The organism is Microbacterium sp. M (genome assembly GCF_045181065.1).
Taxonomy (GTDB): Bacteria; Actinomycetota; Actinomycetes; order Actinomycetales; family Microbacteriaceae; genus Microbacterium.
Genome location: NZ_CP173721.1, coordinates 1,332,512 through 1,355,965 on the forward strand (window position 1 = coordinate 1,332,512; position 23,454 = coordinate 1,355,965).

The window sequence follows — 23,454 nt, forward strand, 5'->3', positions numbered from 1 at the left end:
GACGAGAGGCTGCGGGCCTCGCCTCAGACGTCGAGGTAGTCCTTGAGCGCCGCGGCGCCGTCGCGCGGCGCGTATCCGGTTGCGGTGATCTTGGCGAGATCCAGCACGCTGTTCAGTGGCCGGGGGGACACGGGGCCTGCGGCATCCCGGAAGTAGTCGGCGGTGGTGACGTCGGAGACGCGCGCGGGGTCGTGGCCGGTGAGCTGGTAGACGGCGCGGGCGATGTCGGCCCAGGACTGAGGCTCGCCGGCGCTGGTGACGTTGTACGTGCCGTATTCGGCATCCGTGTCGAGCAGGTGGGCGATGGCGTCCGCGATGTCGGTGGTGAAGCTGAGGCGGCCGATCTGGTCTGCCACGACCTTCGGATCCACGCCGCGTTCGGCGAGCGAGCGCATGGTGCCGACGAAGTTCTTTCCCTCGCCGATGACCCAGGAGGTGCGGACGATGTAGTGCCGGGATGCGGTCTGCACGGCGAGGTCGCCGGCGGCCTTGGTCTGGCCATAGACGCCAAGCGGGCTGAACGCCTCATCCTCGGTGTAGGGGCCGGTGGCGGTGCCGTCGTAGACGTAGTCGCTGGAGACGTGCACGAGCGTGATGCCGTTGTCGTCCGCGATCCGGGCCAGCTGCGCCGCCGCGAGAGCGTTGGCCTGCCAGGCGATGGTGCGGCCTTCGGGGGTCTCGGCGGTGTCGACGGCGGTGTAGGCGGCGGCGTTGATGATGGTGGCGTAGTCGCGCCAGCGGCGGGCCGAGGCGAGGTCTGCGGCGGTGACGTCGAGCTCGGAGCGCGTGGCGTATTCGATGTGCGCGGCGTCGCCGAGGCGGGCGCGCAGGGCGAGGCCGAGCTGGCCCGCGGCACCGAGGACGAGGATCTTGCGGGGCGCGATCGGCGTCACATCGGCCAGGCGCGGGTGCGCCTTGTCCTTGTCGGAGATCTCGACCTGATCGAGAGGGATGGGCCAGGCGATGGCGGCGGTCTCGTCGGCGAGGTTCAGGAACGAGTAGGACGCGTCGGGGGACCAGTGGTCGTTGACGAGGTATGCGTACGCGGTGTCGGCTTCGAGGGTCTGGTAGGAGTTCCCGACGCCGCGGGGAACGAAGATCGCCCGGGACGGGTCGATCTCGGCCGTGTAGACGGCACCGAAGGTGGGACCTTCGCGAAGATCGACCCAGGCGCCGAAGATGCGACCGGTCGCCACGGACACCCACTTGTCCCAGGGTTCGGCGTGGATGCCGCGGGTCGTGCCGACCGCGTCGTTGAACGAGATGTTGTTCTGCACCGGGCCGAAGTCGTCCAGCCCGGCGGCGATCATCTTCTCGCGCTGCCAGTTCTCCTTGAACCACCCGCGGGAGTCGCCGTGCACGGGGAGCTCTGCGATCAGCAGGCCGGGGATGGTGGTCTCCGAGATCGAGAGCCCTTTGCCGAATTCCGTCATCACTGTCCTTTGGAGGCGTAGAAGGTTTCGGTGGCGTCTTTGGACGGTGCCCACCATTGTTCGTTGTGGCGGTACCAGTCGATGGTCGCGGCGAGTCCGGATTCGAAGTCGCCGTACGTGGGGGCCCATCCGAGTTCGGTGCGCAGCCGGGTGGAGTCGATCGCGTAGCGCAGGTCGTGGCCGGCCCGGTCGGTGACGTGGTCGTAGGCGTCGGCGGGCTGGCCCATGAGGGTGAGGATCAGTTCGACGACGTCCTTGTTGTTGCGTTCCCCGTCGGCGCCGATCAGGTACGTGTCACCGATCCGACCCTTCTCGAGGATGGTGAGGACGGCGGAGGAGTGGTCGTCGGCGTGGATCCAGTCGCGCACGTTCTCACCCGCCCCGTACAGTTTGGGGCGGATGCCGCGGATCACGTTCGTGATCTGGCGGGGGATGAACTTCTCCACGTGCTGGTACGGGCCGTAATTGTTCGAGCAGTTCGAGATCGTCGCCGCCACCCCGAACGAGCGCACCCAGGCCCGCACGAGCAGGTCGGACCCGGCCTTGGTGGACGAGTACGGCGAAGACGGGTTGTACGGGGTGGATTCCGTGAACCGTTCCGGGTCGTCCAGTTCGAGGTCGCCGTAGACCTCGTCGGTGGAGATGTGGTGGAACCGGGTGCCGTGCGTGCGAGCGGCTTCGAGCAGCGTGTACGTGCCGATGATGTTCGTGTCCAGGAACGGGCGCGGGTCGTTGAGCGAGTTGTCGTTGTGCGACTCGGCCGCATAGTGCACCACGGCATCCGTGTCGGCGAACAGAGAATCCACCAGTGCGGCGTCGGTGATGTCGCCGTGCACGAACCTCACCCGGTCCTCCGGAAGCCCCGCGAGTGAGGCCCGGTTGCCGGCATAGGTGAGCGCGTCCAGCACCGTCACATGATGATCCGTCGTCGCAACGACATGGTGGACGAAGTTGGAGCCGATGAACCCGGCACCCCCGGTGACGAGCAGACGGCTCACGCTTTTCCTCTTTCCAACAACTCCAGCAGATACGTGCCGTACCCGGACTTCACCAGCTTCTCCGCCCGCTGACGCAACTGGACATCATCCAGGAACCCCTGCCGCCACGCGACCTCTTCCGGCACCCCGATCTTCAACGCCGTCCGCCGCTCCATCGTGCGGACATAATCGGCGGCATCGGTCATCTGATCGAACGTTCCGGTGTCCAACCAGGCCGTCCCGCGCGGGAGGACCTCGACCTGCAGCTTCCCCCGCTCCAGGTACGCCCGGTTGATGTCCGTGATCTCGTACTCGCCCCGCGCACTGGGCTGCAGGTTCCGCGCGATCTCGATCACATCGTTGTCATAGAAATACAGGCCAGGCACCGCATAGTTGCTCTTCGGAACCGCCGGCTTCTCCTCCAAAGAGATCGCCCGCCCGTCCGCATCGAACTCGACAACACCATACGCACTCGGCTCCGCCACCCAGTACGCGAACACCGCCCCACCATCCAGATCACGGAACCGCGACAACCGGCTGCCCAACCCCGGCCCGTACAGCAGGTTGTCACCCAGCACCAGTGCGACATCATCTCCGCCGATGAAGTCCGCACCGATCGTGAACGCCTGCGCCAGACCATCCGGCGACGGCTGCTGCGCGAACGAGATCGACACCCCGAACTGCGACCCATCACCCAGCAGACGCTCGAAATGCTCCGCATCATGCGGCGTCGTGATCACCAGAATGTCCCGAATACCCGCCAGCATGAGCGTCGACAACGGGTAATAGACCATCGGCTTGTCATACACCGGAATCAACTGCTTGGACACACCAAGCGTGATCGGATGCAGACGCGTACCAGAGCCCCCCGCGAGAATGATGCCTTTCACGCCTCCATGTTGTCACATGCACGGCTTCTGCCCTGGTGCCCGACTGTGCGGGCGCGTGGTCAGGCGTTGCCGATCCGCGCGGGATATCCTGATGCGGTTCGTGCGCGAGAGGGTCGGGGAGACACATGGGAATGCTGGAGCTGCTCTGGCCCGCGACGGTTCTGGTCCTGGTGTACGCCGTTCTCGGCGGCACGCTGGCTCGATTGATCGGGCTGCGCGGCCTGTGGGCCGCTGCCGCCGCACCGGTCTTCGCCACCACCGTCATCGGCGGCGCGAGCGTCGTCGCCGGTTGGCTGGGCATCGGGTGGTCGGTCCTGCCGTGCCTCGCTGTCGCCGCGGTCATCGCGATCGGCATCGTGCTCGTCCGGCGGTGGGTCGGGCGTCCGGTCTCGTGGCGCCGGCCGAGTGCACGCTGGCCGGGTGCAGGCTGGTGGACTCTCGGTGCAGCCGTTGCTGCGGCAGTGGTGCTGACGATCCAGGTGACCCTGGTGATCGGACAGCCGAATGCGATCTCGCAGACATTCGACAACGTGTTCCACCTCAACGCGATCCAGTACATCCTCGACGTCTCGGCGGCGTCGCCGCTCGAACTCGGTCAGATGACGAGCCCGAACGGCGGCTTGCCGTTCTATCCGTCCGCGTGGCACGCCACGGCGACCATCGTCGTGCAGCTCAGCGGTGCGAGCATCCCCGTCGCGGTCAACGCGTTGACGCTCGTGATCGCGGCCGTGATCTGGCCGATCGGTGCGATGCTGCTCGTTCGCGTCCTTGTCGGCGCTTCGCGCATCGCCATGGTCTCCGCCGCGATCGTGAGCGTCTCGATCCCCACGTTCCCGCTGCTGCCGATGGACTACGGCGTGCTGTATCCGTTCCAGTTGTCGTTGGCGATGCTGCCGTTCGTGCTCGCCGCGACCGCAGCGGTGCTCGGCATCGGTTCGGATGCCGAGAGACTGCATCGCGGATGGTGGGCGTTCGTCCTCGTCGGGTCGATTCCCGGTCTCGCCCTCGCGCACCCCGGCGGATTCGTCGCCTGGCTCGCGCTGTCCGTGCCGATGGTCGCGGTGTTCGCGTGGCGCACCTGGCGCTCGCGCCGCTCGGTGCGTGAGCGCATCTGGCTCGTCGGCGGCCTCGTCGGGTACGCGGTCATCGGTCTCCTCCTGCTCAGGGTGCTCCGCCCGCCGGAGGCCGCGCGGCTCTGGCCGGTGCCGTTCCCGAAGCTGCAGGCGCTGTCCGAAGGATTGCAGCTCTCGATGTACTACGGCATCAGCGCGGTCGCCGTCGCGCTCGCGGTGCTCATCGGCCTGGTCTGGGCGATCCGGGAACGCACAGCGAAGGCGATCGTGATGGTGGCGTCCTGGCTCATCGGCCTTGGTCTGTTCATCGTGGTGACCTCCTTCGGCGGTCCGCTGTGGGATCTGCGTGACGCTCTGACCGGCAGCTGGTACAACAACTGGCAGCGACTGGCATCGGTGTTCGCGATCGCGTTGCTGCCATTGGCGGCCTTCGGCCTCGCACGGACGGTGGAATGGGTCGAACGCCGCTGGAGGGCCGCGCGTCCTGAGGCGACCGGAGCGCGCCTCGTCGTCGGCATCGCGGCCGCTGCGATCGCCTTCCTCGTGTTCCCGCTCCCGGCTGTTCCGAGGGCGATCGCGTACGCGCAGAACGTCTTCGACCTCGACGACGACTCCGTGCTGATCAGCGCCGACGAGATGGTGCTGCTCGAGCGTCTCGACGAAACCGTTCCGGAGGGCGTGGTCATCGCGGGGAACCCCTATACCGGTGCGGGCCTGGCCTACGCGATCGGCGGTCGCGAGGTGCTCATGCCGCACATGCTCGTCGACATCTCCGACGACATGGAACTCATCAACGAACACCTCGACGACGCCCTCACCGACGGCGAGGTCTGCGACGCCGTCGACGCGCTGGACGTCGGATTCGTGCTCGACTTCGGCGAGCAGGAGGTGCACCCGGACACGCATCCGCTGCCGGGTCTCGAGGATCTGGAGGACGCGGGCGTCGTCGAGCTGGCCGACAGCGAGGGCGACGCGCGTCTCTACCGGATCACGGCCTGCGGTCTGGGGTGACCCCGGCGACGGCGCGCTCGACGCGGCCGCGGCCGCCGATGAGCACGCCGGCGAACCAGCTGGCACGGTACCCCCACGCGTAGCGGGACGAGATCACGCCCTGCGCCACGGCGATGCCCAGCTGGGCGTTCAGCTTCCGATAGCTCCGCGTTCCGCCGAACCCGCCGGCCAGGGGCGGCGCGGGAGTCCATTCGGGCGCGCGCCGTGCGGCCAGCGCGTCGACCATGAGCTGCCGCCATCCCACGTACGTCCAGAAGGTCATGCGGACGACCGCGAGGGGGGATCTCGACCCTTCGACGCGCTCCGCGAGCCGCAGCGCGTTGCGCAGCGGTGCGAGCACGCCTGCGTCTCCGGTGCGGCTCGGGTCGCCGTACACGTTCGCGTCGTGCTGGACGTAGTCCTGCACGACCTCGTCGACGATCGCGGTCCCTCCACGAGCGCCCGCGACGACGGCGAGCCAGTGGTCGTGGGTCGCGACGCGGGACGGAGGATGCGGGAACGGCAGCGCATCGTCGAGCAGCGCCCGCTCGAACACGCACAGCGACCCGGTGAACTGGTTGATGAGCACCGTGGAGGCCGCACCGTGGTCGGCGCGATCCGTGACGCCGAGCTCGACGCCACCCGGATACGTCACGAGGCGCGCCTGACCTGAGACCATCGAGTGATCCGCGAGAAGCGGGAGCAGCGTCTCGAGCTTGTGCGGATACCAGTGGTCGTCCTGGTCGGCGAGCGTCACCCACGCGGCATCCGCGGGCACCGCACCCAGCGCCTGTTCGAAGTTGCCGTAGAACCCCCGACGCCGGTCGTCGCCGATCACGACGAAGCGCTCGTCGCCGCCGGTGATCTCGTCCACGAGCGCCGCGACGGGGGCGCGCTCGCCGTCCACGGAGATGACGCACGTCCAGTCCTGGACGGTCTGCGCCTGCAACGAGCCGAGCTGCCGGCGGAACAGCTCAGGATCCGGTTGGAAGGCGGCCAGCACGATGGTCCCCGAGGGGTGTCCCGCTGTCATCGTGTGGCAGTCCTCCTCAGGCGCGCGATCGGCGTTGAGGCTAGTCTAGGTGAGCGATGCATGTGCTCTCTGGGATGACCGAACCCCGCCGTCAGAGCCCTCGGCCGGGGGACGGGGTGCGTCTGTGACGGCGCGCCGGACCGTCGCCGTGTTCTCGGCGTTCGGCCCCGCCGACGGCGCGGTTCAGGCCGTGGCCTCCGTGTTCGGTCAGGTCGACGAGGTCATCGTCGTCGACGACGGGTCGGGCACAGACGCGGATGCCGCTCTGCAGCGGATCTCAGACCTGGGCGCTCGTGTGGAGCTGCTCGGCCGAAATCTCGGCATCGCGGCGGCGCTGAACCGCGGCATCGCCCTGGCACGCGACGGCGGAGCGACGCACGTGCTCACGATGGACCAGGACTCACACGCGCCGGACGGCCTCGTCGCGCTGCTGCACGCGGCAGCGGAGGCCGCTGCATCCGATCGTGCGGACGTGGGTGCCGTCGTACCGGAGTACTTCGCCGGAGTGCGGCAGTCGAGGGAGGAGTCGCACCGCGGCTACGCGCCGGCGGCCGAGGTCATCCAGTCCGGCATGCTCATCCCGGTGACCGCGATCGAGACGGTCGGCGCGCTGCGCGAGGACTTCTTCATCGACCTCGTCGATATCGAGTTCGAGCTGCGGCTGAAGCGCGCGGGACTGGCCGTGATCGCCGCCGACGGCGCGCGCCTCGGGCACGCACTCGGAGCTTCCTATGAGCGGACGCTGTTCGGCGTGCCGGTGCGGGTGCCGGGGATCCCGCCGGTGCTGACGCTGAGCACGCCGTTCCGGTATTACTATCGGGTCCGGAACCGGCTCGTGATCGATCGCGAGTACTTCCGTGCCATGCCGGCGCGGATTCTGCGCGACACGCTGTTCGACGGCATCCATTTCCTCGACGTGCTCCGAGTGGCGCGGCCGAGGCGGGCCATGTGGCGGGTGTTCCGCGTCGCCGTGGTCGCGGCCGTCCGCGGGCGGATGGGCGCGATGCCGGAGGGGCTCCGCGACATCGCGGGGACGATCCGCTGGTCCGCCGCACCGATCGCGCGGCCGGACGCCTCGGTCGAGAGGCCGGACGCATGAGCCGCCGGCAGGTCGCCGGTCGGTTGAGCGGATTCACGATCTCGGTCATCATCGTCACGCTCGTCGGCATCGTTTCGATGCCGGTCCTGATCGACGCGCTGGGCAAGGCGACCTGGGGCAACCTATTTGTGATCCAGAGCGTGGCGCAGTTCGGCGGCATCGTGGTCTCGTTCGGGTGGGGCGCGACGGGCGCTGCCAGCGTCGCGCCCATGACGGCCGACGAGCGCACCGGTTTCTATCGCTCGTCGCTGCGCATCCGGGCGGTGCTGTACGTCATGACCTTCCCGGTCGTCCTCATCATCCTCTTGGCGCTGCTGGGCGGCGGGATGTGGCTCGAATCCGTGCTCGGGGCTGTCGTCTATCTGCTGCCCAGCGTCGGCGCTGCGTGGTACTTCATCGGCACGGGCAGCGCGTCCCGCCTGATCCGTTTCGACACCCTGCCGATCGTCGGCGGCGCAGTCCTCGGTATCATCGGCGCCGTGGTCACGGGGGAGCTGTGGGTCTATCTCGTCGGTCAGTGTCTGGGGTACCTCGTCGGGGTCTCATCGTCCGCACTCGTCATCCTGCGCGGCGCGCCGGCGGGACCCGCCCCAGTGCCGTGGCGCGACGCCCTGATGGCGCAGCGGCATGCCGTGCTCGCGACGCTGACGAGCAGTCTCTACGTGACGCTCCCGATCGTCGCGGTGCAGATCTTCCTCCCGGCGGCCACGCCCGTCTACGGCCTCGCCCAGCAGCTGTTCCGATACGCGTCTGTCGCCTTCCAGCCCGTGCAGCAGTTCTTCCAGAGCTGGGTTCCGGAGCGCGGCGCTGACCTCGCCGCCCGGTGCCGCTCCGCGACCTGGGCGGCCGCCGGGATCGCGACGCTCGGCGGGATGGCGATCGCGGTCCTCTCGCCCTTCGTGTCGCTGCTGCTGTCGAGCTTCCAGATCCAGGTGCCGTTCGCGCTGTCGATCCCGCTCGGGGTGGCCTTCATCGGGATCGGCGTCGCCGCGGTCGTCGGGTACGCGTGCCTGGTCGTGTTGGGGCGCGTCTCGGCGCTCGCCGTGTCGACGCTGGTCGGCGCCCTGGTCGGCGCGCCGTTGATCCTCCTGTTCGCGGCGCTCGGCTCGCTGCCGATGGTCGCGTGGTCGGTGGCCGTGTCCGAACTGTGCGTGGCCGGGTATCAGCTGCTCGTCCTGCGTCGAGCACTGGCGGAACGGAGGATGCCGGCATGACCGTGAGCGTCTGCATGGCGACGTACAACGGCGAGCTGTACCTGCGCGAGCAACTGGACTCGATCCTCGCCGAGCTCGAACCGACGGACGAGGTCGTGATCGTCGACGACGCCTCATCGGACGGCACGGTCGCGCTCCTGGAGACCTACGACGACCCGCGCGTGCGCGTGTTCGCCCGCGACGTCAACCACGGCTACGTCCGCTCGTTCGAAGAGGCGCTGACTCGCGCGACCGGCGACGTCCTCATGCTCTCCGACCAGGACGACGTCTGGATCCCCGGGCGACGCGCTCTGCTCGTCGCCGCGCTCGAGGAGCGTGCCGTGGCGGCATCCAATCTCGTGCTGCTGTCGACCGGCGCACCGCTGCGGTCGCCGCTGACGCGCCGCGACTGGCTGCTGCGGACCGGCGGGGGCGCGCAGCGATGCCGCAACCAGCTCAAGCTCCTGCTCGGCGACGCACCGTACTTCGGATGCGCCATGGCGATCCGTCGCGACTTCCTCCCCGTGGCGCTGCCGTTCCCCGACGGGCTGAGGGAGTCGCACGATCTGTGGCTGGCCACCGTCGCGAACGCCGCCGGCGAACTCGTGCATGTCGAGCAGCCGACACTGCGTCGGCGTGTGCACGGCGAGAACGCGTCGAGCGACCGCCCACGCGGCATCCTGCCGGCGCTTCGCTCCCGCCTTCTGCTGGTCCGGCTGTGGCGCGAGGCCCGGCGCCGGGTGCGCACTCAGGCCTGAGCGGGCACCATCTTCGCCGGCCGGTGCCTGGCGAGCCGCATCACCGGCCGTTCGATCACGAACCAGCTCGCCATGGCGAGCAGCGCCGTCACCGCTGTCGTGATCAGCAGGTACACGAGGACGCCGAACTGCGCACCGCCGAAGATGTACACCAGCTGCTGCATGGGCCACGCATAGATGTAGAAGCCGTAGGAGATGTCGTTGCGCGCGATCCACGCGGGCTGCGGGACGACCGTCGACAGGTAGAGCAGCGCGTAGCACAGTAGCGGAGCCGCCAGCGGGCCGCCGAGCACCGGCACGAACGCCATCAGAACGGCGGCAACCGGAATCGACAGGATGCCGATGAGCGGAACGAACCCCCAGCGCTGGACGACGAGGTACACCAGCGAGCCGCCGAGGAAGTACGGCAGCAACCGGGCGAGAAGGTCGAAGTCGCCGTCGAGGCCGCCGGAGAGCCCGGCGGCGGTGGCCGCGCGGACCGCGACAGCGCCGGCCCACAGCACGAGGGTCAGCAGCACCGAGCGGCGGAAGATCGCGAACGCCCCGAGTACCCACACGACCAGGTAGCAGATGAACTCGAAGTACAGCGTCCACAGCGACCCGTTCCAGGCATCCGGATAGGGCAGCGTGCTCAACGACGAGCCGATCGCGTAGTGATCGATGTGCAGGAACAGGTTGCCCCAGATGTACTCGAGCGGCGTGGTCGGCGTCGTCAGATAGCCGTCGAGCGTTCCGGTGGTCGCGAGTTGGGCGATCGGGCCGAACACCGCAGCTGTCAGGGCGAGGCACACGAGGAACGCGGGCATGATGCGGGCGATGCGGTGGACCAGGAAGGTCCCGGCATCCGTCCGGAGCCGGGATCGCGTGATCAGGAAGCCGCTGATGACGAAGAAGCCGATGACGGCCCAGCCGCCCAGGTTCTCGCCGTTGAAGCCGGGGGCCCAGTTCAGACCCGCCGTGTAGAACGCGTGCGCGACCAGCACGAGGAACGCCAGGATGAGCCGGAACAGGTTCAGGCTGTTGCTCCGGAACGGGAACTCCCGTGGCGTGGTCAGGTCTGCGCTCACTTCAGCAGATTCCGCTGCGCCATCTCGTCGAGCGAGCGCTGGTACGCATCCTGCTCGATCGGCTCGGTGAGCACCCACTCGGCGAACGCCGCGACGCCGTCGCGGAAGGCGACCTGCGGGGTGAAGCCCAGCACGCGGGTCATGCGCGACGTGTCGGCGATGTTGTGCCGGATGTCTCCGAGCCGATAGTTGCCCGAGATCCGGGTGGGCACCTCGCGTCCGAGGGAGGCGAACAGCGCCGCGACGACCTCATTGACGGTCGTGCCGACGCCGGAGCCCACATTGAGGGTTTCGCCGGCCGCGGCCGCCTCGGTCGCCGCGAGGAAAGTGGCCTCCACGACATCATCGATGTAGACGAAGTCGCGGCTCTCCTCGCCGTCCTCGAAGATGTTGATCTCCTTGCCCTGCCGGATCAGGGTGGAGAAGATCGACAGGATGCCGGTGTAGGGGTTCTTCAGCGATTGACCGGGCCCGTACACGTTCTGGTACCGCACCGACACCGGTTCGACGCCGATCGTCGGGGCGACGGTCATGATGATCGCCTCCTGCATCTGCTTGGTGATGCCGTACAGGGACGAGGGGTGCAGCAGCGCCGACTCGTCGGTGGGGATGAGCTCCAGCTCGCCCTCGCCGGGGTGATGCACCTGGAAGTCGCCGGCGGCCATGTCGGCATCCGCCCGGTGCTCGGGGTACACGACGCGACCGTCGGCGGTGCGGTAAGCGCCCTCGCCGTAGATCGAGCGGGACGAGGCGATCACGATGCGCCGGACGTCGTGCTGCTCGTTGGTGAGGATGTCGAGCAGCTTCGCGGTGCCGCCGACGTTCGTCTCGACGTAGCGGTCGATCTCGTACATCGACTGCCCCGTGCCGGTCTCGGCGGCCAGGTGGATCACGATGGTCGCGCCGTCCAGCGCACGACGCAGGTCGTCCTTCGATGTGACGGTTCCGCGCACCACGGTCGCCGTGCCGTCCAGCGATCGCAGCAGCGGCGACGCTTCGGGGTCGTCGCCGTGCACCTGGGGGAGCAGGGAGTCCAGGACGGTCACGCGGACCCCAGCGCGCACGAATCGCTGCGCGAGACGGGTGCCGATGAAGCCGGCGCCTCCGGTGATCAGAACGTGGTCGGCCATGAGGTGAGTCTCTCCAATCGGGCCCCACCCCGCATGCTTCCGCTACAAGGCGAAGATGTGAGCCAGAGTCGACTTTAGCCCAGCGGCGTTGCCGTGCCTGATAACTCCCGGGAGTTCGGTGATCGCGTGCAGCCTCGCCAGGATCCGCATCCGCGTCACCCTGGCGGTGCGCGTCCAGCCCTTCTCCGCCGCTTGGCGTCGAGCGGCCGCGTAATAGGTGCGCTCATCGCTGAAGCGACGACCGTCCAGCAGAGTCTTCTGCGAGGCGCTGCCGCTGTGGCGTCGGTAGGAGAACGCCAGCGTCGGCGAATAGGCGAGGGATCCGCCCTGGAACGCGACGTCGACGAGGAGCGCGAGATCCTGGATGATCGGCAGCCCGTCACGGAAGTCGACCCGACGCAGAGTGTCGGTGCGGAACGTGAGCGACGGCCAGTACAGCCAGTTGCCGCGGAGCAGGCTCGTGGCCATGTCCTGCCCCGTGAGCACCGTCTCATCGCGGGGGGAGAGCATGCGCTGCTTGATGCGATCCGCGAGCGGCAGCACGACCGTGCCGTTCTCGTCGATCACCTGGACGCCTGGTTGGACGACGTCCACGTCGGGGTGCCGTTCGATGATGCCGGTGATGACATCCACATAGTTCGGGTGCAGCAGGTCATCGCACCCGAGGATGGCCACGTGGCGCCCTGTCGCCCGGCGGATCGCCTCACGATAGTTCTCGGTGATCCCGAGATTGGTCTCGTTCCGGATGTAGGTGATCCGCGGGTCCGTCTCGGCTCGCAGTCGCTCGCCGACCGAGACGTCCGGGTAGCAGTCGTCGATGACCGTCAGTTCCCACTCCGGGTTGCGCTGGGCGCGGACCGAGTCGATGGCATCGAAGAGAAGGCTCGGTTCCCCCCAGTAGGGAATGAAGATCTGCAGAGTCATGGCAGGAACATCATAGGTCGCTATCCCCGTGGACTCCCGGAGGCGGGCGCGCAGAAGGTTCACTGCCTGGCCTGGATACGATGGTGGTATGGATCTCCTTGTCGTCGGGTCGGGTTTCTTCGGCCTCACTATTGCCGAGCGTGCTGCGAATGCTGGTCGTAAGGTCACTGTCATCGATCGTCGTCATCACATCGGTGGGAATGCGTACAGTGAGGCGGAGCCGTCGACGGGGATCGAGGTGCACCGGTATGGGGCGCATCTGTTCCACACGTCGAATGCGACGGTGTGGGAGTACGTGAACCGGTTCACGTCGTTCACGGGTTATGTGCACCGGGTGTACACGAATCACAAGAGCGTGGTGTTCCCGATGCCGGTGAATCTGGGCACGATCAATCAGTTCTTCCAGGCGGCGTATTCGCCGGCCGAGGCGCGGGCGCTGGTGCGGGAGCAGGCGGGGGAGTTCGATGCCGCGACGGCGGCGAACTTCGAGGAGAAGGGCATCGCGCTGGTGGGGCGGCCGTTGTTCGAGGCGTTCTTCCGTGATTACACGGCGAAGCAGTGGCAGACGGACCCGCACAAGCTGTCGGGCGACATCATCAGCCGGTTGCCGGTGCGGTACACGTATGACAACCGGTACTTCAACGACACGTGGGAGGGTCTGCCCACGGACGGGTACACGGCGTGGTTGGAGCGGATGGCGGATCACCCGAACATCGAGGTGCGCCTGAATGTGGACTTCTTCGACGAGTCGCAGCCGTTGAACAAGAAGGCGATGGTCGGTCAGGTCCCGATCGTGTACACCGGTCCGGTGGACCGGTATTTCGAGTACACCGAGGGGGCGTTGAGCTGGCGGACGCTGGACTTCGAGGAGGAGGTCCTCGAGATCGGTGATTTCCAGGGCACGAGTGTGATGAACTACCCGGACATGGATGTCCCGTTCACGCGGATCCACGAGTTCAAGCACTTCCACCCGGAGCGCAAGGACATCTTCGCGCAGGACCGTACCGTGATCATGCGGGAGTTCTCCCGGTTCGCGGAGCGCACCGACGAGCCGTACTACCCGGTGAACACCGCGGATGACCGTGCCGGGCTGCTCGCGTACCGCGAGCTCGCGAAGGGCGAGAAGGACGTGTACTTCGGCGGACGCCTGGGCACGTACCAGTACCTCGACATGCACATGGCCATCGGCTCGGCGCTGTCCATGTGGAACAACCAGCTCTCCTAGACTCGATACCGTGAGTCACACTGCCGTCGGGGCGCCGGGCAAGTCCCGGCGATACCTGCATTCGCTGTGGCTGCTGTCGGCACGCGACCTCAAGGTCCGCTACTCCACCAGCTTCCTCGGCTACGTCTGGTCGGTCCTGGATCCGCTCGTGATGAGCCTGATCTACTGGTTCGTGTTCACGCAGGTCTTCCAGCGCTCGGTGGGCGACGAGCCGTACATCGTCTTCCTCATCACCGCGCTGCTGCCGTGGGTGTGGTTCAACGTCGCGGTGTCGGACTTCACTCGCGCGTTCAAGAAGGACGCCCGCCTGGTCCGCTCGACGAACATCCCGCGATCCATCTGGATCAACAGGATCGTGCTGAGCAAGGGCATGGAGTTCCTGTTCTCGCTCCCCGTGCTCGTCGGCTTCGTCGCCGTCAACCTGATCGTCGAGACGGATCCGGCCAAAGTCGTGACGATCGGCTGGGGCATCCTCTGGTTCCCGGTCGCCGTCCTGCTGCAGATCGTGCTCCTGGTCGGACTCGGTCTGCTCATCGCCCCGCTGTGCGTCCTGTACAACGACCTCGAGCGCACGACGGCGCTGATCCTGCGTGCGCTGTTCTACGCCTCGCCGATCATCTACGGCGTCCAGGATCTGCCTGCGCCCTTCGACACGCTGGGGGCGTTCAATCCGCTCGCCGGCATCATGACCCTCTACCGCATGGCGTTCTTCCCCGACCAGTGGGAGCCGGTGGCCGTGATCGCGAGCGTCGTGATCAGCTTCGGCATCCTGATCCTCGGTGCCTGGTCGTTCCGCGGGCTCGAGCGAACCGTGCTGAAGGAGCTGTGATGGCCGCGGCGATCGAAGTGCGAGACCTGGGCGTCCGATTCCGGCGGAACCGACGAGGACGGCGGAACTTCAAGGACATCTTCGCCGACGCCACCCGTCGGTCGCGTCCCGGCGAGTTCTGGGCGCTGCGCAACGTCTCGTTCGACGTGCAGCCGGGAGAGTCGATCGGCGTCGTCGGCCGCAACGGCCAGGGCAAGTCCACGCTCCTGCGTCTGGTCGCCGGCGTCCTGCTGCCCGACGAGGGCGACGTCCGCGTGAACGGCGGGGTCGCGCCGCTGATCGAGCTCACCGGCGGTTTCGTCAACGATCTCAGCGTGCGCGAGAACGTGCGGATGATGGCCGGACTGCATGGCATGTCCCGCGCCGAGATCGCCCGCCGCTACGACGGGATCATCGAGTTCGCGGAGCTCGAGGGCTTCGAGGAGACTCCGTACAAGCACCTGTCCAGCGGGATGAAGGTGCGCCTCGCGTTCTCCGTCGTGTCGCAGCTCGACGAGCCGATCCTGCTCGTCGACGAGGTGCTCGCCGTGGGTGACAAGGGCTTCCGGGAGAAGTGCTACGGCCGCATCGACGAACTGCTCGCCGAGGGCCGGACCATGTTCTTCGTGAGTCACAACGAACGAGATCTGCGTCGGTTCTGCACCCGCGGGCTGTACCTCGACCGCGGCGGGCTCGTGCTGGACGGTCCGCTCGAAGACGTGCTGGACCGCTACAACGCCGACCTCGGACTCTGAGCCTGCCGAAGAGCCTGTTCAGAGCCCGACGATATCCCGCAGCGTCTGCAGCGTGGACGCCGCGGTGCTCTGCGCCCCTGCGACATCGGAGCCGCTCCGGTACGCGTTCTGCAGATTGTCCAGGGCGGTGAGGTAGTTCGACACCCCGCTGGACCAGTCGGCGGAGATCGAGCTCGGTGCCGGCGTGTCCGAGAGCACTTCGGCATCCGCGCGGAGGAAGCCGATGTCGGTGGCCGCCTGCTCGCCACCAGCCTCGGCGGCGTACTGCAGACCCGTCACGCCGTCGTCGAGTCGCGGCTGCACCTGAGCGGCGAAGTCGTCGACATCCGGATCGGGAACCGGGGGAGCGGGCTCCTCCGGTTCTGCGGTGGGCGTCGGCGTCGGAGTGGGCGTCGGTGTCGGAGTCGCCGTGGGAGTCGGCGTCGGCGTATCCGACGCCGTCGGGCTCGGGCTCGGCGTCGCCGATTCGGACGGCGTCGGCGACGGCGTCTCGTCGGCCTGGAAGCCGCTCGGAAGCACGAACACCAGGAACACCACGGCGATCGCGAGGGCGATGCCGGCGAGGGCGGAGATGAGCCAGATCTTTCCGCTGCTGTTCTTCTTCGGCGGGAAGTACCAGACGGCCTCCTGCTGAGGGGCGTCTCCTGGCTGCGGGTCGTTCGTCATCACGCCTCCAGCGGGGGCATCGGCTTCCAGCTCCGGTCACGGCCGAGCCTGCCGCCGTCTCGGATGCCGCGGAAGAGGTTGCTCGTGCCGCGAACGGTGCGTTCGACGAAGACGAGCCGGATCAGTTCCTTGAAGAATGTCGCTGTCGTACCCAGCCCGAACAGCACGGGGTTGTACACGCCGTTCACGCGGTAGTACTGCTTGATGAAGGCGCGGTTGCGCATGATGTAGTACCGGTAGGCATTGCTGGACGCGTTCAGGTGCCGCACGCCCATGTCCCACTGCCGGATCTCGCGCGTGCGGCGCAGGACGAATTCATCCACGATCACGGCGGTCGTCCTGCGCGAGGCGAGCCAGCCGTAGGTCTGGTCGTCCCAGTAGATGAAGAAGCGAGGGTCGGGCAGGCCGATCTGCTGGACGATCGAGCGGTGGATGAACATGCCCTCGAAGCATCCGCTGTTCATCTCCTTGAAGCCGGACGCGTCGAAGCCGGCTGGGGCGAAGGGGATCGGGATGCCCATCCGCTCCGCGATCTTGTACTGCCAGTAGAACTCGCTGCCGTCGTAGTCGTAGCGGCGGCCCTGGATGCTCTTGAACCTCGGTGTCCAGGCGCCCATGCGTGCGAGGCCGTCGGGGACGACTTCGACGTCGTCATCCATCATCCAGATCCATTCGGACCCCAGCTCGTACGCCGTGCGCATGCCCTCGCTGAAGCCGCCGGAACCGCCCGTGTTCTCATCCAGGCGGCGGTACACGATCTCGGTGCCGATCGTCGATCGGAAGGACTCGACCACCTCGGTGGTGTCATCCGACGACGCGTTGTCGATGACGACGACGTGCCCCGGCTTCGGGTCCATGCGGGAGATGCTGGTCAGCAATCCGGTCAGCAGATGGGAGCGGTTGAAGGTGACGATGACGATCGTCGCCGAGGCCGGATCGAACACGGCGGAGGTCATGCCCTCTCCTCGAAGGTCTGCTGCCAGGAGGCGTCGGACACCAGGTCAGGAAGGGCCTCGCGGTACTGCTGCTGCAGTTCGGGCCAGCGGCGCTGCAGCTGGGAGTGCAGGCGCATGGTCTCGCGCAGCATGCTGCGGAATCGGGCGCGATCGCGCGTGTAGATGTTCTTGCCGGAGCCATCGGCCGCGCTGACGAGCGCGCTGTCGAAGTGCGGCAGACGCCACCAGTGCGCATCGCCCTTGCCGAACTCCACCTCGGGCTGCGCCACGTTCGCCGGGTCCGGGCGGTGCAGCCAGTGCGAGACGAGCGTCGACAGCGTGAACCAGCGCAGCTTCAGGCCGGTCGGGCTGTCGAACTCGTTCTTCTTGAGCTGCTTGTACACCTGGCGGCCGTGACGCGAGTGCAGGACGGTGGTGGGGTCCCGGTGGACGATCGTCTCCGGGTACTCCGCAGCCAGCGCGCGGGCGGCAGGCATCGCCGTCGCCAGATTGCCGCGCATGTGATCGGGCCCCGACAGCACGTCGCGCAGCGCCTGCGCGCGCAACGCGACGGGGTAGTACTGCATCATCATCAGGTGCTTGAGGTCGACGCGACGACTGTGACGGATCAGTCGTCCGCCGCGCGCGACTCCGGAGTGCAGGAGAGCTGCCACGATGCGGTTGCGGGCGTGGAAGTACGCCTGCCAGTCGATCGAATCGTCCTTGTTGATCCAGGACACGTGCCACAGGGCGACACCGGGCATCGAGACGGTCGGGAAGCCGGCCTCGCCGGCGCGGAGGCAGAACTCCGCGTCGTCCCACTTGATGAACGCCGGCAGCGACAGGCCGACCTCGCGGATCGCGTCCAGGGGGATCAGGCACATCCACCAGCCGTTGTAGTCGGCATCCATGCGCATGTGCAGCAGCGGCGTCTGACGCAGGTTGGCGGCACCGAAGTCGTGCGGCATCTCCTCCTGGTAGAGGTTGCGCCACATGAAGGGCACCTCGTCGACGACCTCGGCCCAGCCGTGCAGCTTGGGACGGTCGAGCAGATCGAACATGTGCCCGCCGACGAGGACGGGGTTGGTCGCGTAGCGCGCGAACATGATCGAGCGCCGCAGCGACTCCGGCTCGATGCGGACGTCGTCGTCGAGCAGCTGGACGAAGTCGCTCTCCGGGCGCTGCAGGGTCTCGTGCATCGCCCTGGCGAATCCGCCGGAGCCGCCGAGGTTGGGCTGACGGATGATGTCGAGCGTGTCGCCGAGGCGCTCGGCGACCTCCCCGTACCCGGTCTCTTCAGCGACGAGCTGCGTGCCCTGGTCGATCAGGAAGATGCGGTCGACGAGCTCGAGCACCTCGGGGGCGTCGGCCAGTGCGGTGAGCGTCGAGACGCAGTAGTCCGGCTTGTTGTACGTCGTGATGCCGATCGACGCCTTGCCCGTGCGCGTCGGCTCCTGCTCGGTCGTCCATTCGGCGCCCTCGAGCACTGCGTGCTTCTCGTCGGCGACCACGTCGAACCAGATCCATCCGCCGTCGCTGAACTGCGTGAGCGACAGATCGAAGCTGCTGGTGGCGTCGCCGGTGACCTCCTGCGTCGCGACGCGCTGCTGGACGCCGGAGCCGTTCGAACGATAGACGAGGATGGTCGCCGGTCCGTTGGTGTGCACGGTGAGGCGCACTTCGCGAACGCTCGTCCAGTGCTGCCAGTAGGACGCAGGGAAGGCGTTGAAGTAGGTGCCGAGAGAGACGCGTCGGCCGGCGACGATGCGCGCGCGGTTGCGCCCGAGGATGTTGCCCAGGTGCGCGCGCGAGGAGACTCGCACGGCTTCGCCCTCGATGGTCGACCACGTCTCAGGGTCGGCGTACAGCGGCAGCAGGTCGGGGTCACGATCGAGCGGGAAGACGACGTTCTGCAGGACGTGGGTCACGTGATGATCTCTCCGGGTGGGGCGACGCGCGCCGACGTGGCATGCCGACGGGCGGCTCAGGCGAGCAGAGACAGCCTACCTGCCCGATCTTGGGATCCCCGGAGCCGTGGCGGGGCTCAGCCGGATCAGCGCTGCGGGGGGAGCGTGGGGATGGCACCCGTCTGCGCCGCATCGATGTTCTCCCGCCAGGACCGGGACTGTCCGGCCCGCAGCGCGCACAGCACGAGCATGAACCAGCCGAGATCCGACAGTGTGAAGCTCTCGAACATCGAGTCGATCGCCAGCGTCACCAGGATCAGCGGCGTCCACGCGTACACGACCGACCGGCGCGAGCTGGCGACCAGCCAGGACCGGACCAGTGCCACGCCGCCCAGCAGCAGGAACAGGACGAGACCTGCGGCGCCGAGTTGCAGCAGGACGTCGAAGTACGCGTTCAGGGCGGTCGCGTGCTGCTGATCGAGCACATAGTTCAGAGAGTTGAACGGGTACTCGCCGCGCTGCCACGGACCGAACCACCCCCACCCCTGCATCGGCTTGATCGCGACGAAGTCGAGGATCCGGTTCCACAGATCGGCGCGCATCGAGAAGTCCGATCCAGCGCCGAGCCAGGCGATGATGGGATGCCGCAGCAGGAACGCGACGGCCAGCGCCGCGATCGCGAGCCCCGCGAGCACCCACTGGACCACGGCTCGATGCGCGTGCGCCGTGTGCCGGACGATCGTGAGCGCCGCCGTGGCCACGCCGACGCCCGCCGCGAGCACGAGCACGGTCGGCGATGCCGACAGCAGGGCGAGGAAGCCGGCGAGTGCGATCGACGGCACGGCGACAGGGGAGGTCACGGACTGGGTGCGCCACTCGATCACGAAGGTGATGAGGGCGAGCACGGCGACGAAGCCGAGCATGTTGCGGGTGCCGAAGATGCCCTGGATCGGTCCGCCGGAGGCGAGGGCGCCTTCGATGTCGAGGAACGTGATCGGGAGGTCGAGCAGGATTCCCGAGAGGATCTCGATGCCCAGCGAGATCGAGAGCAGCACCCGCAGGGTGTCGCCGATCGCCCGCACCGTCTGCAGGGTGTCGCGGATGTGGCCGATCGTGATCGCGAGCACCGCGTAGCCGAGCAGCGACAGCCAGGCGAATACGGTGTCGCCGCGGTCGGTCGTCCAGATCACGCTGATCAGAGCCAGCGCGAGGAACGCGAGCAGCGAAGAGGGCGCCAGCCGCAGCAGCGACAGCTCCTCCCGGCGCACGATGAGGATCGCCACCCCGATCGCGCACAGGACGAAGATGATCGCCGCCAGAGTCACGGTCGACGTCATCCGCTCGATCGCGAACGAGCCGAAGACCGCCATCAGGGCCGTGAGCGTGAATGCCCTGGCCATCTCGACGGAGCCGAGCAGACGTGCCAGGTGCAGGCGCGTGCTCATGGCACCCGCCGCGCGCCGCGCCCGCGCTCGGTGATCCTGACCTGTTCGCTGAGGCCGACGCCCACCAGTGGCACGGACTTCATCTTGAACGACAGCATCACCAGCAGCAGCCATCCCCACAGCATGATCGGCGTGGATTCGCTCATCCCCTGCACGAGCAGCACGGTCGTGTACAGGATCGGCAGCAGGGTGACGGGCGAGAACGGACGGTCGGCGCGCAGATCCCAGCGCGGCCGATCGACGGCGAAGAACCAGGAGCGCCAGAGGAGAGCGCCGTACGCCACCGCCATCAGCACGAGACCGACGATGCCGAGCTGGAACAGCACGTCGATCCACATGTTGTGGGCGTGGAACACCGTGATGCCGTGGTCGACGATCCAGCCGTCGAAGGCCGGGTCCGTCGGCACCCACGGGCTGGAGAACCCGAGTCCGATCACCGGGCTCTCTGCGGCCTTGTCGAGCACCACGGCCCAGATCTTGTCGCTGCGTCCGGTGAGATCTGCGGACCGCCCCAGCATCGCGAGGATCGGCCGGTACAGCAGCAGGGCCGCGACGACGATCACCACGAGGATGCCGAGGCACCAGGCGTACACCTTCGCACGTCCGCGCGGGGTGCTGGTGCGACGGATCAGCAGGGCGATGAGGAGCACCGCCGCGGCCGCGAAGGCGCAGATCCAGGCGGTGGCCGACGAGGCGCGCACGAAGAAGAACGCCGCCAGCAGCATCCACAGACCCAGCGTGGTCCGCCAGCGCGCACCGAGCGAGAAGCGGATGCCGAAGGCGATGATCGCGAACAGGGAGAGGAAGGCGAGCAGGTTCGCGTTGCCCACGATGCCCTGCAGGCGACCGCCGTCGAAGAGGTTGTCGCGGACCCAGTACAGCTGCGGATCGATCTTGCCACCGGGCAGAACGACGAAGTTGGGCAGGATCGGCCCGTGCACGATGAGCGAAGCCCACAGCTCGATCGCCAGCGACAGCCCGAGGATCCACTTGAACGCGGATGCGAGCGCGCGGATGATCTCCTGCCAGCTCAGGGCGTGCGCGACGAACAGCGCGTTCACCGTCACCGCGGCCAGAAGCACCCACGTGATCAGCGTCGGCACACGCCAGCCGGACCAGGCCACCGACAGCAGCGCGAACGCGGTGTAGGCGAGCGCCGCCCACGGCAGGCGACGCCACAGGAAGGGCGCCGGCCGCGAGCGCGCCAGCATCGGGATGCCGATCGCGAGCGTCGACAGCGTGAGCACGACGATGACGACGCCGGCACCGATCGGGCCGACCAGGTTGTACACGGCGGAGTGCGCGAACGTCGCGATCAGCACGAGGACGATGTAACCGCGCAACAGCAGATGCCCCGTCGACTCGCGCTCCGGCGCGGTGGGCGGGGCTGCCACGGGATGCTTCGTGTACTGCGCCATCGGGATTCAGGCTACCGCGCGCGCTCGGGCATCCGCTGTGCCGCGCGCGTGGCTCTACGCTGGTGGCATGCTGCTGAGTCTCTCGAACGTGCCTCGCGACTACGCGTGGGGATCGACCACTCTCATCGCCGAGTTGGAGGGCCGCTCGCCCTCCGGCGCTCCGGAGGCCGAAGTCTGGTTCGGCGACCACCCCGGCGACCCGGCCGACGTCGCAGACGGGGGCACGCTGGACGCCGTCACCGGTGGGTCTCTGCCGTATCTGCTGAAGATCCTCGCGGCCGGTGGCCCGCTGTCGATCCAGGTGCACCCGACCATCGCGCAGGCAGAGGACGGCTGGGCCAGGGAAACCGGTCTCGACGCGGACGATCCGGCCCGCAACTACCGCGACGACAACCACAAGCCCGAACTCATCGTCGCCCTCAGCGAGCGGTTCGAGGCGCTGGGCGGCCTGCGGCCGGTCGCTGACACCCTGCGTCTGCTCGATTCGCTCGGCGACGGCGCGGGCGTGCGCGCGCTGCGTGCGCACCTGACGGGGGAGGACGGACTGCGGAACGCGATCGCGTGGCTGCTGTCCGGGGACGCCACCGCGGAGGTCGCCGAGATCTCCGCGGCGCTCGCCACGGCATCCGACCCGGAGTTCGACGACGCGCTGCGCGCGATCCGCGTCGTCTCCGAGCGATACCCCGCCGACCCCGGCGTCGTCGTCGCCCTGCTGATGAACCACATCGTGCTGCGGCGGGGCGAGGGGATCTTCCTGCGTGCCGGCCTGCTGCACGCCTACCTCTCCGGCCTCGGGGTCGAGATCATGGCCGCCAGCGACAACGTCCTGCGCGGCGGACTCACCCCCAAGCACATCGACGTCCCCGAGCTGCTGAGCGTGCTGGATCCGACCCCGGCGATCGTGCCTGTCCTCGCGCCCAGCGACGCGCCCGTGACCTCGTACCCCGTCGACGTCGACGACTTCGCGCTGCGTCGCGTGACGCTCGCGGGGGAACCCGTGAGCGTCGAGGTGGAGTCGCCCGCCATGATCCTCGCCACGTCAGGATCGGTCACGGTGTCCGGTGCGGATGCCGAGGAGCACCCCGTCGAGGTCGGCACCGCGCTGTTCGCCTCCGACGAGACCGTCCTCACGCTCTCGGGTACGGGCGAGGCCTTCATCGCGCAGCCCGGCTGAGCCGGGCTCCATGCAGCCGGTCTCGACACGCCCGGCGCGACACGCCGATGACGGCTCAAGAACCTTCAAGACCCGCTTGAGGGTTTATTCTCCGCGACTTGACCGGGGCGAATGACACGGGTGTAATTAGTTGAGCAAGGCCCGGTGGGGGGCAACTGACAGGGCAAGGAGAGCGACATGACGGGTTACCGTTCCGACGTTCCCGAGAACTGGTTCGTCGATCCAGTCAACCTCGGCGTTCCCGGGGTCAGGCGCATCGACGCCGAAGAAGAGAACACGCTCGCGTGGCAGACCGATGCGCTGTGCGCGCAGACGGACCCGGAGGCGTTCTTCCCCGAGAAGGGCGGATCGACCCGCGACGCCAAGCGCATCTGCACGTCGTGCGATGTCCGCGGCGAGTGCCTGGAGTACGCCCTGAGCAACGACGAGCGCTTCGGCATCTGGGGCGGTCTCTCCGAGCGCGAGCGCCGCAAGCTCAAGCGCCGCGCCAGCTGAGTCATAGCTTCGCAGGCGCGCCGGTCGCGGTCAGGGCGACAGCGTCGCCAGGCGCTTAG

At 67.9% G+C, this 23,454-nt stretch carries 21 protein-coding genes; 9 read left to right on the forward strand and 12 right to left on the reverse strand.

Annotated features, from left to right (window positions below):
* Positions 1-23: 23 nt before the first annotated feature.
* The 3 genes from ACI7YT_RS06280 to rfbA are packed head-to-tail and all read right to left on the reverse strand — an operon-like array spanning position 24 to position 3,300.
* Entirely contained in the window at positions 24-1,433 is a 1,410-nt protein-coding gene (locus ACI7YT_RS06280; RefSeq protein ID WP_406249605.1) for a sugar nucleotide-binding protein, read from the reverse strand.
* Positions 1,433-2,431, reverse strand: a complete 999-nt coding sequence (rfbB, locus tag ACI7YT_RS06285; RefSeq protein ID WP_406249606.1) for a dTDP-glucose 4,6-dehydratase — start codon at positions 2,429-2,431, stop codon at positions 1,433-1,435. The genes ACI7YT_RS06280 and rfbB overlap by 1 nt, the downstream gene beginning before the upstream one ends.
* Positions 2,428-3,300 (reverse strand): glucose-1-phosphate thymidylyltransferase RfbA, encoded by an 873-nt coding sequence (gene rfbA, locus ACI7YT_RS06290; protein WP_406249607.1) that lies wholly within the window; start codon positions 3,298-3,300, stop codon positions 2,428-2,430. Before rfbA ends, rfbB begins: the two co-directional genes overlap by 4 nt.
* 125 nt (positions 3,301-3,425) lie before the next feature.
* On the opposite strand from rfbA, the gene ACI7YT_RS06295 reads away from it, so the two are divergent.
* Positions 3,426-5,384: a DUF6541 family protein gene (locus ACI7YT_RS06295; RefSeq protein ID WP_406249608.1), complete on the forward strand. Its 1,959-nt coding sequence runs from the start codon at positions 3,426-3,428 to the stop codon at positions 5,382-5,384.
* Here ACI7YT_RS06295 and ACI7YT_RS06300 read toward each other — a convergent pair.
* Positions 5,362-6,396 (reverse strand): glycosyltransferase, encoded by a 1,035-nt coding sequence (locus ACI7YT_RS06300; protein WP_406249609.1) that lies wholly within the window; start codon positions 6,394-6,396, stop codon positions 5,362-5,364. The genes ACI7YT_RS06295 and ACI7YT_RS06300 overlap by 23 nt on opposite strands.
* Positions 6,397-6,520: 124 nt before the next feature.
* On the opposite strand from ACI7YT_RS06300, the gene ACI7YT_RS06305 reads away from it, so the two are divergent.
* From ACI7YT_RS06305 to ACI7YT_RS06315, 3 genes are read left to right on the forward strand one after another with little or no spacing between them, the layout of a single operon-like run.
* Positions 6,521-7,495 carry a glycosyltransferase gene (locus ACI7YT_RS06305; protein ID WP_406249610.1) on the forward strand — a complete coding sequence of 325 codons (975 nt, stop codon included), beginning with the start codon at positions 6,521-6,523 and terminating at the stop codon, positions 7,493-7,495.
* Positions 7,492-8,709, forward strand: coding sequence for a lipopolysaccharide biosynthesis protein (locus ACI7YT_RS06310; RefSeq protein ID WP_406249611.1), 1,218 nt, complete (start codon positions 7,492-7,494; stop codon positions 8,707-8,709). Before ACI7YT_RS06305 ends, ACI7YT_RS06310 begins: the two co-directional genes overlap by 4 nt.
* A complete protein-coding gene (locus ACI7YT_RS06315) occupies positions 8,706-9,446 on the forward strand; it encodes a glycosyltransferase family 2 protein (protein ID WP_406249612.1) in 741 nt (246 codons plus the stop codon). The genes ACI7YT_RS06310 and ACI7YT_RS06315 overlap by 4 nt, the downstream gene beginning before the upstream one ends.
* Here ACI7YT_RS06315 and ACI7YT_RS06320 read toward each other — a convergent pair.
* Genes ACI7YT_RS06320 through ACI7YT_RS06330 form a run of 3 tightly spaced genes read right to left on the reverse strand, consistent with a single transcriptional unit; the run spans position 9,437 to position 12,567 of the window.
* The gene (locus ACI7YT_RS06320; protein WP_406249613.1) at positions 9,437-10,513 is read right to left on the reverse strand and encodes an acyltransferase family protein; all 1,077 of its coding nucleotides are present in this window, start codon (positions 10,511-10,513) and stop codon (positions 9,437-9,439) included. The genes ACI7YT_RS06315 and ACI7YT_RS06320 overlap by 10 nt on opposite strands.
* Positions 10,510-11,643 carry an NAD-dependent epimerase/dehydratase family protein gene (locus tag ACI7YT_RS06325; protein ID WP_406249614.1) on the reverse strand — a complete coding sequence of 378 codons (1,134 nt, stop codon included), beginning with the start codon at positions 11,641-11,643 and terminating at the stop codon, positions 10,510-10,512. Before ACI7YT_RS06325 ends, ACI7YT_RS06320 begins: the two co-directional genes overlap by 4 nt.
* Before the next feature lie 42 nt (positions 11,644-11,685).
* Positions 11,686-12,567 carry a glycosyltransferase gene (locus ACI7YT_RS06330; protein WP_406249615.1) on the reverse strand — a complete coding sequence of 294 codons (882 nt, stop codon included), beginning with the start codon at positions 12,565-12,567 and terminating at the stop codon, positions 11,686-11,688.
* 88 nt (positions 12,568-12,655) lie between these two features.
* Here ACI7YT_RS06330 and glf point away from each other — a divergent pair, with 88 nt between their 5' ends.
* From glf to ACI7YT_RS06345, 3 genes are read left to right on the forward strand one after another with little or no spacing between them, the layout of a single operon-like run.
* Positions 12,656-13,792: a UDP-galactopyranose mutase gene (gene glf / locus ACI7YT_RS06335; protein ID WP_406249616.1), complete on the forward strand. Its 1,137-nt coding sequence runs from the start codon at positions 12,656-12,658 to the stop codon at positions 13,790-13,792.
* 10 nt (positions 13,793-13,802) lie between these two features.
* Positions 13,803-14,621 carry an ABC transporter permease gene (locus tag ACI7YT_RS06340; RefSeq protein ID WP_406249617.1) on the forward strand — a complete coding sequence of 273 codons (819 nt, stop codon included), beginning with the start codon at positions 13,803-13,805 and terminating at the stop codon, positions 14,619-14,621.
* Positions 14,621-15,355 carry an ABC transporter ATP-binding protein gene (locus tag ACI7YT_RS06345; RefSeq protein WP_406249618.1) on the forward strand — a complete coding sequence of 245 codons (735 nt, stop codon included), beginning with the start codon at positions 14,621-14,623 and terminating at the stop codon, positions 15,353-15,355. Before ACI7YT_RS06340 ends, ACI7YT_RS06345 begins: the two co-directional genes overlap by 1 nt.
* Before the next feature lie 18 nt (positions 15,356-15,373).
* Here ACI7YT_RS06345 and ACI7YT_RS06350 read toward each other — a convergent pair whose 3' ends face one another.
* From ACI7YT_RS06350 to ACI7YT_RS06370, 5 genes are all read right to left on the reverse strand, one after another.
* Complete coding sequence (locus ACI7YT_RS06350) at positions 15,374-16,021, reverse strand: hypothetical protein (protein WP_406249619.1); 648 nt, start codon at positions 16,019-16,021, stop codon at positions 15,374-15,376.
* Entirely contained in the window at positions 16,021-16,977 is a 957-nt protein-coding gene (locus ACI7YT_RS06355; protein ID WP_406249620.1) for a glycosyltransferase, read from the reverse strand. The genes ACI7YT_RS06350 and ACI7YT_RS06355 overlap by 1 nt, the downstream gene beginning before the upstream one ends.
* Positions 16,974-18,884, reverse strand: coding sequence for a glycosyltransferase (locus ACI7YT_RS06360; protein WP_406249621.1), 1,911 nt, complete (start codon positions 18,882-18,884; stop codon positions 16,974-16,976). The genes ACI7YT_RS06355 and ACI7YT_RS06360 overlap by 4 nt, the downstream gene beginning before the upstream one ends.
* A gap of 125 nt (positions 18,885-19,009) precedes the next feature.
* A complete protein-coding gene (locus ACI7YT_RS06365; protein ID WP_406249622.1) occupies positions 19,010-20,308 on the reverse strand; it encodes an O-antigen ligase family protein in 1,299 nt (432 codons plus the stop codon).
* Positions 20,305-21,726, reverse strand: a complete 1,422-nt coding sequence (locus ACI7YT_RS06370) for an O-antigen ligase family protein (protein WP_406249623.1) — start codon at positions 21,724-21,726, stop codon at positions 20,305-20,307. Before ACI7YT_RS06370 ends, ACI7YT_RS06365 begins: the two co-directional genes overlap by 4 nt.
* Positions 21,727-21,793: 67 nt before the next feature.
* On the opposite strand from ACI7YT_RS06370, the gene manA reads away from it, so the two are divergent.
* Together manA and ACI7YT_RS06380 are read left to right on the forward strand one after the other, a co-directional pair.
* Positions 21,794-22,900: a mannose-6-phosphate isomerase, class I gene (gene manA / locus ACI7YT_RS06375; protein WP_406249624.1), complete on the forward strand. Its 1,107-nt coding sequence runs from the start codon at positions 21,794-21,796 to the stop codon at positions 22,898-22,900.
* 177 nt (positions 22,901-23,077) lie between these two features.
* Entirely contained in the window at positions 23,078-23,395 is a 318-nt protein-coding gene (locus ACI7YT_RS06380; RefSeq protein ID WP_406249625.1) for a WhiB family transcriptional regulator, read from the forward strand.
* Positions 23,396-23,454: the final 59 nt, after the last annotated feature.